This is a genomic window from Ruegeria sp. AB10 (assembly GCF_056542745.1).
The window spans coordinates 40,229-55,446 of record NZ_JBQGAI010000003.1 but is presented as its reverse complement, the minus strand read 5'-3'; the positions used below and the strand labels follow the sequence as shown (position 1 = coordinate 55,446).

The following is a 15,218-nucleotide window of genomic DNA, read 5'->3' as shown; positions in this document are numbered from 1 at the left end:
CCCACGAGGATATTTTTGGACAGATGAAGCGGGCGGGATGGCTTTAGCTGAGCGCGTTGAGCAGCAGAACCAGCGCGGCGCCAACTGCGGCACCGATACCGGCAGGCAGAGCCGCAGACCAAAGAGGTGAAGTCTGAGGATCATCCTTCTGGGTCTGGGCGATCAGGGCGTTTTCGACCAACCCCGGCAGGCGGGGGCCGAAGCGGGCCAGAACCCAGGCGGTTTTGCCGAAATCACGCAGGGCGGCACGCGGGCCGATGGATTGCTTGATGTAATCCTCGACCACGGGGCGGGCGACCTCCCAGATGTTCGTGTGTGGGTCAAGTGAGCGTGCGACGCCCTCGACCACCACCATCGTACGTTGCAGCAGGATCAGTTCCGTCCGGGTTTCCATGCCGAACCGTTCGGTGACCTCGAACAGGTAGTTCAGCAGGCGCCCCATCGAGATATTCGAAGCGTCCATACCGAAGATCGGCTCGCCCACGGCGCGCAGGGCGCGGGCGAATTCGTCGACATCCCTGTCGGCAGGGACGTAGCCGGCCTCGAAATGCACCTCGGCCACGCGTTTGTAGTCGCGGCGGATGAAGCCGAAGAGGATCTCGGCATAGACCCGGCGGGTGTATTCGTCGATATGGCCCATGATGCCATAGTCATAGGCGATGATATCGCCATTGGCGGCGACCTTCAGATTGCCCTGGTGCATGTCGGCGTGGAAGTAGCCGTCGCGCAGCGCGTGCAGCAGGAACAGGCGCAGGACGCGCTCGGCCAGATCGCGGCGGTTGTGTCCGGCGGCATCAAGCGCGTCGTTTTCACCCAGCGGAATGCCGTCAGCCCAGCTGAGCGTCATCACCCGGCGGGCAGACAGGGACCAGACCACAGGAGGCAGCCAGAACCCCGCGTCATCCTTGGTGTTGGCGGCGTATTCCGAGGCGGCGGCGCTTTCCAGCCGCAGGTCCAGCTCGCCGCGCACGACGCCATCGAAATGTTCGATCACGTCCATCGGACGCAGGCGGCGCGCGCCGGGGGCGAACAGCTGGACGATGCGGGCGGCGAAATAGAAAGCGTCCACATCCTTGCGGAACGCGCGTTCGATACCGGGGCGCAGAACCTTGACGGCGACATCCTCTCCGGTGCTGCTCAGCTTGGCCTTGTGGACCTGCGCAATCGAGGCCGCGGCGATGGGTTCGCTGAACTCCGAGAACACCTCCTCCACCGGCTGGCCCAGTTCCTTGGACACTTCGGCCATGGCCTCGGCGCGCGAAAAGGGCGGCAGCTTGTCTTGCAGCACGCGCAACTGGGCGGCCAGTTCATTGCCGACCACGTCCGGTCGGGTCGAGAGCACCTGACCGAACTTGATATAGGCCGGGCCCAGCGCCGTCAGCGCCCGCGTCGCGGGCGGCATTTCGGGGTCACCCTTGTAGCCCAGCCACTGAAACGGTTTGCCCAGGGCATGGGCCACGAAACGCAGGGCGCGGGGGGCCTCGAAGGCGTCCAGTACCACGTTCATGGCGCCTGTGCGTTCCAGCGTGGCGCCTGTGCGGATCAGGCGGATGATGTTGTGAGGGCCTCGCATGGATCAGATCTTCCAGCCGGAGTGCAGCGCGGCGATACCCATGCTGAGGTTACGGTATTTGGCGTTTTCGAACCCGGCGGTACGGACCATGTTCAGGAAGGTCTCCTGATCGGGGAACTTGCGGATCGATTCCACCAGATATTGATAGCTGTCGTAATCGTTGGCGATCAGCTTGCCCATACGCGGGATGACGTTGAAACTGTAAAGGTCATATAGTTTTTGCAGCCCATCATTGGGCAGCTGGCTGAATTCCAGCACCATCAGGCGGCCACCGGGTTTCAGCACGCGGAACGCTTCGTTCAGGGCCTCTTGCGGGCGGGTCACGTTCCGGATGCCGAATGAGATCGTGTAGACGTCGAACGTATTGTCCTCGAACGGCAGGGACATCGCGTCGCCCACCACCCAGTTCAGGCTGTCGGACATCTGATCGGCCTCGGCGCGCTGGCGGCCTTCGACCAGCATCGGCTCGGTCAGGTCCAGTACGGTGGCATGGCCATAGCCCGCGCGTTTGAGGAAGCGAAACGAGATATCGCCCGTGCCGCCGGCCACATCCAGAAGGCGCTGACCGGGGCGCGGGGCCAGCCAATCCATCATCGCGTCTTTCCAGACCCGGTGAATGCCCATCGACATGACATCGTTCATCACGTCGTATTTCGAGGCGACCGAGTTGAACACGCCCTGCACACGCCCGGCCTTGTCAGCCTCGCGCACGGTTTCGAACCCGAAATGTGTGGTCTTGTCGCTGTTGTCGGACATGAAAGGACGCCTTTGCCTGAGTTGCTCATCCTTATAGGCCGCGCAGCCGGGAAGACAATCGCGCGAAAAGGTAGCAGGGGGCGGCGAATTGACAGATGCGCCACAGATTTTCCTTAGTCGCCGCGTAAAACCACAGGCGGGTATTTATAAGGACCGGAGATTTCCTGTTGGCAAGCATTCTGACAGCCTTGTTGCCCGTCCTTCTGGTGCTTGTGTTTTTCGGATGGCGGATCAAAGCGGTCTTTCGCACCATCCGGCGCGTGTACCGCGCCGAAGGGCTGGGCGACAAACTGGACGCCGTGGCCCGCCATTTTCCCAATGATCCTGTGGACGAGGCGATCTCGCGTGCGGGCAGTGAACGGCCTGCGCAGCAGTCGCTGACGCGACTGACCTTTCGCACCACTCCGGGTTTGCTGGTCCTGATTGCGATTGCGCTGTTCAATGCGCTCAACATCTGCTTTTTCCAGCCCGAGCTGATGCCCGATGACAAGGTTTTCCCGGGTTTGGAGGCGGAAACAATACTATGGATCAAGCTGTCGCTGGTCGGGCTTGTCGTCTACACCCTGATCTATCATCTGGTGAACACGGTGACGATCGATGGGGCCGAATTGGTCACGACGGGTTGGCTGTTTCAACGGCGCTATTATGATTTGTCCGGGCTGACTAAAATCAGCCTCAGACATCACGGGACCTACGTGCTGCGTTTTTCAGATGGGAAGACGGCGCGGATTTTGAAATATGTCACCGGACATGATGAAATGGTGCAGGCATTTGAAAGCGCGCTGGCAGCAAATCAGGAGAGCACATGCCGGAACTTCCCGAGGTTGAAACGGTCCGCCGCGGGCTGATACCTTCGATGGAGGGTGTGGTGATCGAACGGGCGGATGTGAACCGTCCCGATCTGCGCTGGCCCTTTCCCGACCGTATGGCGGAACGGCTGACTGGGCAGCGGGTCGACCGGCTGCGGCGGCGCTCGAAATACATTCTGGCCGATCTCAGCAGCGGGGAAACCTTGCTGATCCATCTGGGTATGTCCGGGCGGATGACGGTGTCGGGCGATCCGCTGGGACAGTTCGCGCATGACCACCCGATGCCCGAAAAACATGACCACGTTGTGTTCCACATGGCCAATGGCGCGCGGGTGACCTTCAACGATCCGCGCCGGTTCGGCGCGATGGATCTGCTGTCGACCGCCACCGCCGAGGCGCACAAGCTGCTGTCGGTTCTGGGGCCGGAACCGCTGGGCAATGATTTTCACGAACAGCACCTGATCGAGGCGTTCCGTGGAAAAAACACCCCGGTCAAATCGGCGTTGCTGGATCAGGGAATCGTTGCCGGATTGGGCAATATCTATGTCTGCGAGGCGCTTTATCGCGCGGGCGTGTCGCCACGTCGCAAGGCCGGACAGATTTCTGACGCGCGCGTTGCCGCACTGGTTCCGATCATCCGGCAGGTGCTGCAGGACGCCATCGAGGCTGGCGGATCATCCCTGCGCGATTTCCGCCAAGCCGATGGAGAACTTGGATATTTTCAGCACAGCTTTGATGTTTACGGGCGCGAAGGCGAACCCTGCCGCACCGAGGGCTGCGGTGCGAAGGTCAAAAGAATCACCCAGTCCGGTCGCTCATCCTTCTATTGCGCGCAATGCCAAAGATAACTTGATCCAGCTTCCTCGCGTGATAAGGAATCGTATCTGAACGGAACAACCGGAAGCTTACACCTCATGGCTTTTGAGACGATCATCGTCGAAATCGAAGACCACGTCGCACTTATCAAGCTCGACAGACCCGATGCACTGAACGCGCTGAACGCGCAGCTCACGCAAGAGCTCAGCTCGGCGCTTGAAGATGCGGACCAGAACGACAAGGTGCGCTGCATCGTCATCACCGGCTCGGACAAGGCCTTTGCAGCTGGGGCGGATATCAAAGAGATGTCCGAGATGAGCTTTGTCGACGTCTATGAATCCAATCTGTTCGGCGATTTCAATGACCGAATCTGTGCGATCCGCAAACCGATCATTGCTGCCGTTTCGGGCTATGCGCTGGGCGGCGGGTGCGAACTGGCGATGCTGTGCGATTTCATCATTGCCGCCGACACCGCCAAGTTTGGTCAGCCCGAAATCAATCTGGGTGTCATTGCCGGATTGGGGGGCACGCAGCGCCTGACCCGCTTTGTCGGCAAGTCCAAGGCGATGGATATGAACCTGACCGGTCGTTTCATGGACGCCGAAGAGGCTGAACGCGCCGGTTTGGTCAGCCGGGTGGTTCCGGCCAAAAAGCTTGTGGAAGAAGCGATCGGTGCGGCCCAGAAGATTGCCGAGAAATCGCAGCTCAGCACGATGGCCGCCAAAGAGGCCGTCAACCGCAGCTATGAGGTTACGCTGAGCGAAGGCCTGTTGTTCGAACGCCGTGTCTTTCATTCCATGTTCGCAACCGAAGACCAGAAAGAAGGTATGGCCGCGTTCCAGGAAAAACGCGCCGCCCAATTCCGCGACAAGTAAACCGCGCGCCGGGGACCGGGATCAGGCGGGCCTGGCCCGCCTTTTTCATGCCGGTCATGTCTTGTGAAAGAATCGGCTTGGCAAAGCGCGCAATCTTGGATAACTAGCGCCGCTATACATGCGCGTGCGGCCCGCTTGGCCCGACTCACACCCGTGATTCTGATCCGGTGCGGATAATCCGTGACGCGTAACCGAACATAACCGTACCGAACGAAGGTCAGAAACACATGGCAAATTCGCCCCAGGCTAAAAAACGCGCGCGTCAGAATGACAAGCGTTTCGCAATCAACAAAGCGCGCCGTTCGCGCATCCGCACCTACCTGCGCAAAGTCGAAGAAGCGATCGCATCCGGCGACAAGGACGCAGCGACCGCAGCCCTGCGCGCGGCTCAGCCCGAGCTGATGCGCGGCGTCACCAAAGGCGTCTTCCACAAGAACACCGCCTCGCGCAAAATGTCGCGCCTGTCGGCCCGGGTCAAAGCTCTGGGCTAACCCCTGGGTTGACCTAAGGTCAACAATTCACGGCTGAATTGTTCATAAAAGCGTCACAATTCGTGGCGCTTTTTTTGTGCTGTTGCCGGAAAGCCGCGTCTTCACGAAGCCGAGAGATTCTTTCGGCCAAAGACCCGAGTCAACATCAGAGTTTCGTTGCCGTACGCCTTGGCCTCTTGTTACCACTAAGTCAGCGATTCACTCGCTTGGGGGGACAGGCTGTTTCATTGATCAAACTGACGGGCATCAGGATGGTCGCGAAACGAATGTTGGCAAACGGATACTGCCCGTTTGTTGATCTGCTATAGGTTTTCGGGTCACCGAAGATCTGAGCCCTGTCTAAAAATATGTTTGCGATGCGCAACCCTGCATGCGGGCGCCCTGTTTTCGGGTGTCCACCCGTCAGGCTGTGCTGAGTTTAGGGGACAGCCTCGCCAGACCCACGTGGTTTGGCGTGTGGGTATCCTATTGCGAGTGAAAAGCAAAAAATAACCGGGTAACCGGAACTGGGTAATAAGGCCGTCAGGCCAATAAAGAATGGGATGCGTGAGGCGCTTGATGACACAAGAGAAATGGGGACAACTGCGTAACAAATTGCTCAAGGCGGTCGGTAAGAACAACTACACCACCTGGATCGAACCTCTTGAATTTCAAGAGCTGCAGGATGGGGTGGCGGTGTTCTCGGTACCGACGAACTTCATGGGCAACTATGTGAGCCAGAATTTTGCGGATCTCATTTTGTATGAGATGAACACCGCCGGGGAATCAGTGCAGCGTCTGGCCTTTCGCGTCGCCGCCAATTCGCCGGTACGCCCATCCAACGAACCCGCACCCGCGGTTGTTCAGGACACGCCGCAACCCCAATCTTTGTCGCAACAGGCCGAGTCGGCAAACGATGCGCTGGAATCGATGCAGGCCGCGCCATTGGACGCCCGTTTCACCTTTGACAGCTTTGTGGTCGGCAAGCCCAACGAACTGGCCCACGCCGCCGCGCGCCGTGTGTCCGAAGGCGGCCCCGTCACCTTCAACCCGCTGGTTCTGTATGGCGGTGTCGGCCTGGGTAAAACCCACCTGATGCATGCCATTGCGTGGGAGTTGAAAACCAAACGGCCCGAGCTGAATGTCCTGTACCTGTCCGCAGAACAGTTCATGTACCGCTTTGTGCGGGCTCTGCGCGAACGTCGGATGATGGATTTCAAACACCTGTTCCGCTCGGTCGATGTGCTGATGGTCGATGACGTGCAGTTCATCGCCGGCAAGGATTCAACCCAGGAAGAGTTCTTTCACACCTTCAACGCGCTGGTGGACCAGAACAAGCAGATCATCATCTCGGCCGACCGCGCCCCGGGCGAGATCAAGGATCTGGAAGATCGCGTGAAGTCGCGCCTGCAATGCGGTCTGGTCGTTGACCTGCACCCGACCGATTACGAACTGCGTCTGGGCATCCTGCAGAACAAGGTGCAGCAGTACAGCAGCACCTATCCCGACCTGACCATTGCCGATGGCGTGTTGGAATTCCTTGCTCATCGTATCTCGACCAACGTTCGCGTGCTGGAAGGTGCCCTGACCCGTCTGTTCGCCTTTGCCTCGCTGGTGGGGCGTGAGATCGACATGGAGCTGACGCAGGATTGTCTGGCTGACGTACTGCGCGCGTCCGAGCGTAAGATCACGGTCGAAGAGATTCAGCGCAAAGTGTCGGACTATTACAACATCCGCCTGTCCGACATCATCGGCCCCAAGCGCCTGCGGTCCTATGCCCGCCCGCGTCAGGTGGCGATGTATCTGTGCAAGCAACTGACCAGCCGCTCGCTGCCCGAGATCGGCCGCCGATTTGGCGGGCGTGACCACACCACGGTCATGCACGGCGTCAAGCGCATCGAAGAGCTGAAAACCACCGACGGCCAGATTGCCGAAGACGTGGAAATGCTGCGCCGCGCGCTGGAAGCCTGAGGCTTACCTCAAGCCCCTCAGGAAATGCCCCGGACCTTCGCGCCCGGGGCTTTTTTGTGCGCAATTATCCACGGTCGCCGATGAACTGTGCCCGCCGGGCCACGCGCCCCTTGACGCAATGGGAGTTCCAACCCAGAAAACCGTAAAAAATCCTTGTGCCTCAGGGTGGAACCGCTAACGTGCCAGTCCCGCCCATGTCGGTACGCAAGTCAGAGGAACTGAGGGTATGAAGATCAGCATCGAACGCGGCACCCTTCTCAAGGCCGTTTCCCAGGCCCAATCTGTTGTCGAACGTCGCAACACCATTCCGATACTGGCCAACGTGCTGATCGAGGCCGAAGGCGATCAGGCCATGTTCCGCGCCACCGATCTGGATATCGAAGTGGTCGACAAGGCCCCGGCGCAGGTGGAAAAGGCGGGCGCGACGACTGTCGCGGCGACGACCCTGCATGAGATCGTGCGCAAACTGCCCGACGGGGCGCTGGTCACCCTGAGCGCCGACAGCGCCGCAGGCCGCCTGACGGTTGAGGCGGGCCGGTCGAACTTCTCGCTGGCGACCTTGCCGAAAGAGGATTTTCCGGTGATGGCGTCCTCGGAGTATCAATCGAATTTCACGGCCTCGGCTGCGCTGCTACGGCGGCTGTTCGACAAATCGAAATTTGCCATCTCGACCGAAGAAACCAGGTACTACCTGAACGGTGTCTACATGCATGTGGCCGACGGATCCGAAGGCGGAAAGGTGCTGCGCTGTGTGGCCACCGACGGCCACCGTCTGGCCCGCATCGACGCCGATCTGCCGGATGGTGCCGCGGACATGCCCGGCGTGATTGTGCCGCGCAAAACCGTAGGCGAGCTGCGCAAGCTGCTGGACGATGATGAGATGGACATCGCCGTTTCGGTCAGTGAAACCAAGGTGCGTTTCGCGACACCCGACATCACGCTGACTTCGAAAGTGATCGACGGCACCTTCCCCGACTACACCCGCGTTATTCCGCAGGGCAACACCCGCCAGCTGGAAGTGGACGCAGCCGAGTTTGCGCAGGCGGTTGATCGGGTGGCGACGGTTTCGTCGGAACGCTCGCGCGCGGTGAAGCTGCAACTGGATGCGGACAAGCTGGTTCTGTCGGTCAACGCACCCGACAGTGGCGCTGCCGAGGAAGAACTGGCCGTGGCCTATGGCGATGAGCGGTTGGAGATTGGTTTTAACGCCAAGTATCTGCTGGAGATTGCGTCTCAGGTGGATCGCGAAAACGCGGTGTTCCTGTTCAACTCGGCCGGTGATCCGACCCTGATGCGCGAAGGCAATGATCAGAGCGCGGTCTACGTGGTCATGCCGATGCGCGTCTGATCGCGCTGGCGCGCGATGCCTCCGGCGGGAGTATTTTTTAAAAGATGAAGGGAGGGGTCATGGGATTGGCCCTGACCGAGCTTACGGTCTCGCATTTTCGGTCTCATAAGCTGGCGCGGTTGTCCTTGGATGGGCGGCCGGTGGCGATTCATGGGCCGAACGGGGCCGGGAAGACCAATATCCTTGAGGCGGTTTCTCTGTTTTCGCCCGGTCGCGGGATGCGGCGGGCCAGTGCGGCCGAGATGACCCGGAGGCCCGAGGCGCTGGGTTGGAAACTGTCCGGCTTGCTGAGCGCGCAGGGGCAGAATTACGAGATCGAAACGTGGTCCGAGGGCGGTGCGGCGCGCCAGGTTCGGATTGACGGCAAGGCGGCCAGCCAGATCGATCTGGGCAAGCTGGCGCGGGTGGTCTGGTTGATCCCCTTGATGGACCGGCTTTGGATCGAAGGAGCTGAGGGGCGGCGGCGGTTTCTGGACCGGATTGCGCTGAGTTTTGATCCTTCGCACGCTGAAGCCTCGCTGGCCTATGAAAAGGCGATGCGGGAGCGAAACCGGCTGCTGAAAGAGCAGGTGCGCGATGCCCATTGGTATGCCGCACTTGAGGGGCAGATGGCCGAGACCGGTCATCGTATTCACGCAGCGCGGCTGTCGGCGTTGGATCATCTGCGGACAGCGCAGGAGCTGGCGGAAACTGCTTTCCCTTCGGCCGATCTGGAACTGGTTCAGACCGAAGGGGAGATGCCGGAGACGGCCGAGGATTTGCGCGAGGCGTTGAACGAGAGCCGATTCCGCGATCTGACGGCGGGGCGTACGTTGGTCGGGCCGCATCGGTCCGATTTGTACGGGGTGTTCGCGGCCAAGGGGGTTCCGGCCAAGGATTGCTCGACCGGAGAGCAAAAGGCCTTGCTGGTGTCCCTGATCCTGTCGAACGCGCGGGCGTTGGCGGGGATGGTGGGGGCACCTCCGATCGTGTTGCTGGATGAGGTGGCCGCGCATCTGGATGCGGGGCGGCGCGCGGCGCTGTATGATGAGATTTGTGCGCTGGGCGCTCAGGCCTGGATGACGGGTACCGGGCTTGAACTGTTTTCGGAATTGGGCGACCGGGCCCAGACCTTGGTTGTCACCGAAGGCGATGAGGGCTCGGTCGTGACGGCTTAGGCCGGTTCGCTGACTTTGCGCTCCCAGAGGAAGCCGCGCATGACCTCGTCCACCGGGGTTTGCGCCATGTGGTTGACGTAGTTCGACATGGTTTTCTGCGCCAGACCCAGCACCACGTCCAGAACCGCGCGGTGCGAGTAACCGGCGTCGAAGAAGGCCTGCAACTGATCTTCGGTCGGGTTGCCGCGGGTTTCCATCACTTGCAGGGTGAAGGTGCGCAGCGCCTCAAGCTTGGCGCTTGGCAGCGGGGTTTCATTGCGCAGGGCCTCGGTGATCTCGTCCGAGACCTTCATCATCTTGGCGATACCGGTATGGGCGGGCACGCAGTAGTGGCATTCGTTTTCCACGTTGATGGTCTGCCAGACGACGGTTTTCTCATCATTGTCGAAATCGGTCTGCAGGAACAGGCCGTGCAGAACCTGATAGCCTTCCAGATGCTGCGGGCTTTCGGCCATCACCTTATGCAGGCCGGGCAGACGGCCAAAGGCGGCCTGAGATTTCTCGAGCAGCGGTTTGGACCCTTCGGGCGCGGTTTCGAGGTCATGAGACGGGAAATTGGCCATGTCGGAACTCCTGTTTCTGGCGCGATGAGTCGTATTTAGGGTTTCTTGAGTGATCGCTCAAGTATATATTTGAGCGAACGTTCAAGAATTGGTGAAGTTGATGCCCCGCAAACCTTCCTATGACCGCGATGCGCTGATCGCGCAGGCCCGTGACATTTTCTGGCGTCACGGCTGGGCGGGAACGTCACTGAAAGATCTGGAGCGTGAGCTGAAACTGAAGCCAGGCAGTTTCTATGCGGCGTTCGGGTCGAAAGATGCGCTCTATGCGCTGGCGCTGGAGCGCTATGCGCAGGACGGGGTTGCGAACATGAAGGCGCTGGCGCAGGAATTGGGTCCGCTTGGTGCGCTCAAGGCGCAGCCGCATCGTGTGGTCGAGGCGTTTGGCCTGCCGACCAAAGCCTGCATGTTGGCCAAGACCTATGCGGAATTGCAGGCCAGGGATCACGATCTGGCCGGACAGGCGCGCACCCATATGGTCGAAATGAAAACCTGTTTCGCAGAGCTGTTTCGCCGCGCACAAGAGGCCGGAGAGATCTCCCCGGACCGTGACCCGGATCGCCTTGCAGCGCGCTATCAGTCCGACCTTCTGGGGCTGCGGTTGTCCGCCGAACGCGACGACGTGAACGCGGCGGAAATTGCTGCGGATATTGCGGCGGACCTCGATCGGCTTTGATCGGTAAATAAAGCCGACCAGGACCACAAAATGTTGGGGGACCGCGTGACAATCCCCACCAGAAAACGTATAAGTTACCAAAATAATATAGGTACTAACGGCATGTCCGAAGACGCACAGGCACCACAGGAATACGGCGCTGATTCCATAAAAGTTCTCAAAGGCTTAGAGGCGGTTCGCAAGCGTCCCGGTATGTATATCGGTGACACGGACGATGGCTCGGGTCTGCACCATATGGTGTACGAGGTTGTCGACAACGGAATTGACGAGGCGCTGGCCGGTCATGCCGACCATGTGACCGTGAAGATTCACGCCGATTCCAGCGTCTCGGTCAGCGACAACGGCCGCGGAATTCCGGTGGACATTCACCCCGAAGAGGGTGTCTCGGCTGCCGAGGTCATCATGACCCAGCTGCACGCGGGTGGTAAGTTCGACAGCAACTCGTACAAGGTGTCGGGCGGTCTGCACGGTGTGGGTGTCTCGGTCGTGAACGCGTTGTCGGATTGGCTGGAATTGCGCATCTGGCGTGCGGGCAAGGAACATGTTGCGCGGTTTGAAGGCGGCGAGACGGCCGAGCATCTGAAAGTGGTCGGAGAATGCGGTGACCGCACCGGAACCGAGGTACGCTTTCTGGCCTCGACCGATACGTTCTCGAATCTGGAATATTCCTTTGAAACGCTGGAAAAGCGCCTGCGCGAACTGGCCTTCCTGAATTCGGGTGTGCGGATCATCCTGATTGATGAACGCCCCGCTGAGCGGCTGGAAACCGAGCTGTTCTATGAGGGCGGCGTTAAGGAATTCGTCAAATACCTTGACCGGTCCAAGACCCCGGCGATGCCCGAACCGATCTATATCAAGGGTGAGCGCGACGATATCGGCGTTGAAATCGCCATGTGGTGGAATGACAGCTATCACGAGACGGTGCTGCCCTTCACCAACAACATCCCTCAGCGTGATGGCGGGACGCACGTGGCCGGTTTCCGTGGTGCTCTGACCCGGACGATCAACAACTATGCGCAGTCCAGCGGGATTGCGAAGAAGGAAAAGGTCAGCTTCACCGGCGATGACGCGCGCGAAGGTCTGACCTGTGTGCTGTCGGTGAAAGTGCCTGACCCGAAATTCTCGTCCCAGACCAAAGACAAACTGGTTTCCTCCGAGGTGCGCCCGGCGGTCGAAGGCCTGATGAACGAAAAGCTCGCCGAGTGGTTCGAGGAAAACCCGAACGAGGCCAAGGGGATCGTTGGCAAGATCATCGAGGCCGCGCTGGCCCGTGAGGCCGCCCGAAAGGCGCGCGAACTGACCCGCCGTAAGACCGCGATGGATGTGAACTATCTGGCCGGTAAGTTGAAGGATTGCTCTGAAAAAGACCCGTCCAAGACCGAAGTCTTCCTGGTTGAGGGTGACTCGGCCGGTGGCTCTGCCCAAACAGGTCGCGATCGTCTGACTCAGGCTGTTCTGCCTTTGCGCGGGAAAATCCTGAACGTGGAGCGCGCGCGGTTTGACCGGATGCTGTCGTCTCAGGAGATCGGCAACCTGGTGATGGCGCTGGGCACCGGCATTGGCCGCGATGAGTTCAATATCGAAAAGCTGCGCTACCACAAGATCGTTATCATGACCGATGCGGACGTGGATGGCGCACATATCCGGACGCTGCTGCTGACCTTCTTCTATCGGCAGATGCCGGAACTGATCGAGGGCGGATACCTTTATATCGCACAGCCGCCGCTCTACAAAGTTTCGCGTGGCAAATCAGAGGTTTATCTGAAGGACCAGGCGGCGTTGGATGACTACCTGATCAACCAGGGCGTAGAGGGCGCGGTACTGAAATTGGGCTCGGGCGAAGAGATCACCGGGCAGGACCTGACCCGCGTGGTGGATGAAGCGCGGCAATTGAAACGCGTGCTGGATGCTTTCCCAACTCATTATCCGCGTCACATTCTGGAACAGGCTGCGGTCGCAGGTGCATTTGTGCCGGGTGCGGTCGATGCTGACCTGCAAGGCGTGGCCGACAAGGTCGCCGCCCGTCTGGACCTGATCGCGCTGGAATATGAGCGTGGCTGGCAAGGCCGGATCACGCAGGATCACGGTATCCGCCTGGCCCGTATCCTGCGCGGCGTCGAAGAGGTGCGCACACTGGACGGCCCGATGCTGCGTTCCGGTGAGGCGCGCAAGACCGGCAGCTTTACGCAAAGCCTGCAAGAGGTCTACAACTCTCCCGCCACACTGGTCCGTCGTGATCGCAGCCAAGTGATCCACGGCCCGCTGGACCTGCTGCGCGCCATTCTGGATGAGGGTGAAAAAGGCCTGTCTTTGCAGCGGTATAAAGGTTTGGGCGAGATGAATCCGGATCAGTTGTGGGAAACAACGCTGGACCCGGACGCCCGCACGCTGCTGCAGGTACGCGTGGACGATATGGTCGAGGCGGATGATCTGTTCACCAAGCTGATGGGCGACGTGGTCGAACCACGCCGCGAGTTCATCCAGCAAAATGCACTGAGCGTCGAGAATCTGGATTTCTAGCCCGGTGTGGGTTTCCCCTTGATAAATTGCCGCGCTATCAAGCTTCAAAACACGAATGCGATATTGCATCCGCAATCTCAGGCACCGGTCCATTGATCCTACATGCCGAAGCCGGAACCAGACCCCCGAGCAACGTCAGTAAGTTCGTTCATTTCTTAGCATCTGGGTTTCAAGCCAGCCGTACAGGCAAGTTCGGAAAAACGAAAATTCCGAAGACCGTTGAAGACGCGGTTCGACTAATGGCGCCGGTCGAACCACTTTTGGCAAACTGGCCGCACGGTTTCGAAGGCTATGTGAAGAAGCTGCTGCATGAAGGTGATCCTGAAGCCACTTCCGCTCCGGAGCGGCTTGGCAATTGGTATCAGCGCCTAATGCGGTTTCGGGAACCCGAATACGATGTGTTTAAGGATGCGGTAGCTCGCGTGATTGAGAGAGAATTCAATGGCTTCCATCCGGGTCAATTGGCTTCTAATTCATCGAGAGAATGGTTGCCCGCAACGGAAGCCGCGCGACAACTCGGGATTTCTGCACAGCGCCTCGTTGCGTCAGTCCAGAAAAAAGAGATCGCCGGTAAGATCAGTCAACGTGGATTTGGGCATAGTCAAACAGTCGTTCCCAAATTCGAAGTTATTAACATTGCGGCAGATCGACGGCGCTTCTGGAGCGCGGCAGAAACATGTGACTACCTGGGAGTTGGACGTACTCAATTCCAATTTCTCAAAGAACTTGGTGTGGTTGGTGAAATTTTAGCTTCAGAGCGGCCACCACTCGTGGATGGCCAGTTTCACTCGAATTCTGTGGAGGATTTTGTCCGTAAGATTAGAGCGACGGCCACCGATATTTCGGGAGAGGCAGTTTTGTTCAAAGAGCTTACGCTTAAACGAACAACCGACAAGATGGCGCTAAAGAAACTCATTCATCTGATCTGTGACGGTTCTGTTGCTGCTGCATTGGAAGATCAGGATGTCAAACTCGGTGATTTCAGGTTCCAGAAATCAGACGTCGAAAACGTTCTGCGCTCTGAACGGCACTCGTTGGACTGGACTGCAAATGATATCGCGAAGTTAACAGGTTGGAAGGCTCAAGCGGTGACACATTGGTGCAAGCTGGGCCTGCTCGGATCTCGCAAGGTTCCGCATGGTCCAAGCGAGGCTTTCTTGGTCAGACCACAGCAGCTTGCAATCTTTCAAAGCGAGTACATGCCCGTAGCTACACTGGCTAGGTCAAGAGGAACGACGTCCCGAAAGCTCCTGTCTGATTTTGAGAGCAAAGGGATTGAGACACATGGCGCGCAAATGGAAGGTAAGACGATGCGAGGACACCTGGTAAAATTCAGTGATTTGGCTTCGCTGCTGTCTGAGGCCGCCTAGTGCTCGCCCACGCCATCCGAATAGAACACCACTGAGACACGCTGTCCAATTACGAGTTCGTGGTCGCGTGAAACCTGCTCAGCTTCTTCGATGACCTTCGCAACCGGTTCGGCATCAAGCTCGCTTGCGGGCTTTTGATTTGCTTCGGTGAGCTGCTTTGGCTTGGAACGCAGCCAATCAGGGAGTGAAAACAATGAACAAGTCTTGGATTAAGGACACTTAGTCTAATAGTGATACTGCGGGCATCGTCCTTCAAGACGTCACCGGAAGAAACATTCGTTTTCCTGAAACTGTCGGAAGTTCGCACCGGTTTTGTG

The 15,218-nt window shown here is 59.0% G+C and carries 13 protein-coding genes; 10 read left to right on the top strand and 3 right to left on the bottom strand.

Features of this window, described 5'->3' with window-relative positions; genetic code table 11:
* Positions 1-43: 43 nt before the first annotated feature.
* Together ubiB and ubiE are read right to left on the bottom strand one after the other, a co-directional pair.
* The gene (gene ubiB, locus ACR0NT_RS07635) at positions 44-1,573 is read right to left on the bottom strand and encodes a 2-polyprenylphenol 6-hydroxylase (protein WP_170447310.1); all 1,530 of its coding nucleotides are present in this window, start codon (positions 1,571-1,573) and stop codon (positions 44-46) included.
* Between the two features lie 3 nt (positions 1,574-1,576).
* A complete protein-coding gene (gene ubiE, locus ACR0NT_RS07630; RefSeq protein WP_170447308.1) occupies positions 1,577-2,329 on the bottom strand; it encodes a bifunctional demethylmenaquinone methyltransferase/2-methoxy-6-polyprenyl-1,4-benzoquinol methylase UbiE in 753 nt (250 codons plus the stop codon).
* 167 nt (positions 2,330-2,496) lie between these two features.
* Here ubiE and ACR0NT_RS07625 point away from each other — a divergent pair, with 167 nt between their 5' ends.
* From ACR0NT_RS07625 to recF, 7 genes are all read left to right on the top strand, one after another.
* On the top strand, positions 2,497-3,177 hold the full coding sequence (locus ACR0NT_RS07625) for a hypothetical protein (protein ID WP_170447306.1): 681 nt from the start codon (positions 2,497-2,499) through the stop codon (positions 3,175-3,177).
* Positions 3,135-3,986 (top strand): bifunctional DNA-formamidopyrimidine glycosylase/DNA-(apurinic or apyrimidinic site) lyase, encoded by an 852-nt coding sequence (gene mutM, locus ACR0NT_RS07620; protein ID WP_170447304.1) that lies wholly within the window; start codon positions 3,135-3,137, stop codon positions 3,984-3,986. The genes ACR0NT_RS07625 and mutM overlap by 43 nt, the downstream gene beginning before the upstream one ends.
* A gap of 66 nt (positions 3,987-4,052) precedes the next feature.
* Positions 4,053-4,829: an enoyl-CoA hydratase gene (locus tag ACR0NT_RS07615; protein ID WP_170447301.1), complete on the top strand. Its 777-nt coding sequence runs from the start codon at positions 4,053-4,055 to the stop codon at positions 4,827-4,829.
* Positions 4,830-5,056: 227 nt separating this feature from the next.
* Positions 5,057-5,320 carry a 30S ribosomal protein S20 gene (gene rpsT / locus ACR0NT_RS07610; protein ID WP_058282200.1) on the top strand — a complete coding sequence of 88 codons (264 nt, stop codon included), beginning with the start codon at positions 5,057-5,059 and terminating at the stop codon, positions 5,318-5,320.
* Between the two features lie 558 nt (positions 5,321-5,878).
* Positions 5,879-7,270 (top strand): chromosomal replication initiator protein DnaA, encoded by a 1,392-nt coding sequence (gene dnaA / locus ACR0NT_RS07605; protein ID WP_170447300.1) that lies wholly within the window; start codon positions 5,879-5,881, stop codon positions 7,268-7,270.
* Positions 7,271-7,496: 226 nt separating this feature from the next.
* Positions 7,497-8,618 carry a DNA polymerase III subunit beta gene (gene dnaN, locus ACR0NT_RS07600; RefSeq protein ID WP_170447298.1) on the top strand — a complete coding sequence of 374 codons (1,122 nt, stop codon included), beginning with the start codon at positions 7,497-7,499 and terminating at the stop codon, positions 8,616-8,618.
* Positions 8,619-8,677: 59 nt separating this feature from the next.
* Positions 8,678-9,775, top strand: a complete 1,098-nt coding sequence (recF, locus tag ACR0NT_RS07595; protein WP_170674331.1) for a DNA replication/repair protein RecF — start codon at positions 8,678-8,680, stop codon at positions 9,773-9,775.
* Here the strand turns inward: recF and ACR0NT_RS07590 are convergent.
* The gene (locus ACR0NT_RS07590) at positions 9,772-10,338 is read right to left on the bottom strand and encodes a carboxymuconolactone decarboxylase family protein (protein ID WP_170674329.1); all 567 of its coding nucleotides are present in this window, start codon (positions 10,336-10,338) and stop codon (positions 9,772-9,774) included. The two genes, recF and ACR0NT_RS07590, sit on opposite strands and share 4 nt — an antisense overlap.
* A 100-nt stretch (positions 10,339-10,438) precedes the next feature.
* Between ACR0NT_RS07590 and ACR0NT_RS07585 the strand changes: the two genes are divergently transcribed.
* From ACR0NT_RS07585 to ACR0NT_RS07575, 3 genes are all read left to right on the top strand, one after another.
* Entirely contained in the window at positions 10,439-11,011 is a 573-nt protein-coding gene (locus ACR0NT_RS07585) for a TetR/AcrR family transcriptional regulator (RefSeq protein WP_170674327.1), read from the top strand.
* Between the two features lie 102 nt (positions 11,012-11,113).
* Complete coding sequence (gyrB, locus tag ACR0NT_RS07580; protein WP_170674325.1) at positions 11,114-13,531, top strand: DNA topoisomerase (ATP-hydrolyzing) subunit B; 2,418 nt, start codon at positions 11,114-11,116, stop codon at positions 13,529-13,531.
* A gap of 239 nt (positions 13,532-13,770) precedes the next feature.
* Positions 13,771-14,901, top strand: coding sequence for a hypothetical protein (locus ACR0NT_RS07575; protein ID WP_170447288.1), 1,131 nt, complete (start codon positions 13,771-13,773; stop codon positions 14,899-14,901).
* Positions 14,902-15,218: the final 317 nt, after the last annotated feature.

Coding starts and splice junctions, on each gene's coding strand:
- ubiB (WP_170447310.1), bottom strand. CDS start 1,573: ATGCGAGGCCCTCACAACATCATCCGCCTGATCCGCACAGGCGCCACG.
- ACR0NT_RS07585 (WP_170674327.1), top strand. CDS start 10,439: ATGCCCCGCAAACCTTCCTATGACCGCGATGCGCTGATCGCGCAGGCC.
- ACR0NT_RS07575 (WP_170447288.1), top strand. CDS start 13,771: ATGGCGCCGGTCGAACCACTTTTGGCAAACTGGCCGCACGGTTTCGAA.
- recF (WP_170674331.1), top strand. CDS start 8,678: ATGGGATTGGCCCTGACCGAGCTTACGGTCTCGCATTTTCGGTCTCAT.
- ubiE (WP_170447308.1), bottom strand. CDS start 2,329: ATGTCCGACAACAGCGACAAGACCACACATTTCGGGTTCGAAACCGTG.
- mutM (WP_170447304.1), top strand. CDS start 3,135: ATGCCGGAACTTCCCGAGGTTGAAACGGTCCGCCGCGGGCTGATACCT.
- dnaA (WP_170447300.1), top strand. CDS start 5,879: ATGACACAAGAGAAATGGGGACAACTGCGTAACAAATTGCTCAAGGCG.
- ACR0NT_RS07615 (WP_170447301.1), top strand. CDS start 4,053: ATGGCTTTTGAGACGATCATCGTCGAAATCGAAGACCACGTCGCACTT.
- gyrB (WP_170674325.1), top strand. CDS start 11,114: ATGTCCGAAGACGCACAGGCACCACAGGAATACGGCGCTGATTCCATA.
- rpsT (WP_058282200.1), top strand. CDS start 5,057: ATGGCAAATTCGCCCCAGGCTAAAAAACGCGCGCGTCAGAATGACAAG.
- dnaN (WP_170447298.1), top strand. CDS start 7,497: ATGAAGATCAGCATCGAACGCGGCACCCTTCTCAAGGCCGTTTCCCAG.
- ACR0NT_RS07590 (WP_170674329.1), bottom strand. CDS start 10,338: ATGGCCAATTTCCCGTCTCATGACCTCGAAACCGCGCCCGAAGGGTCC.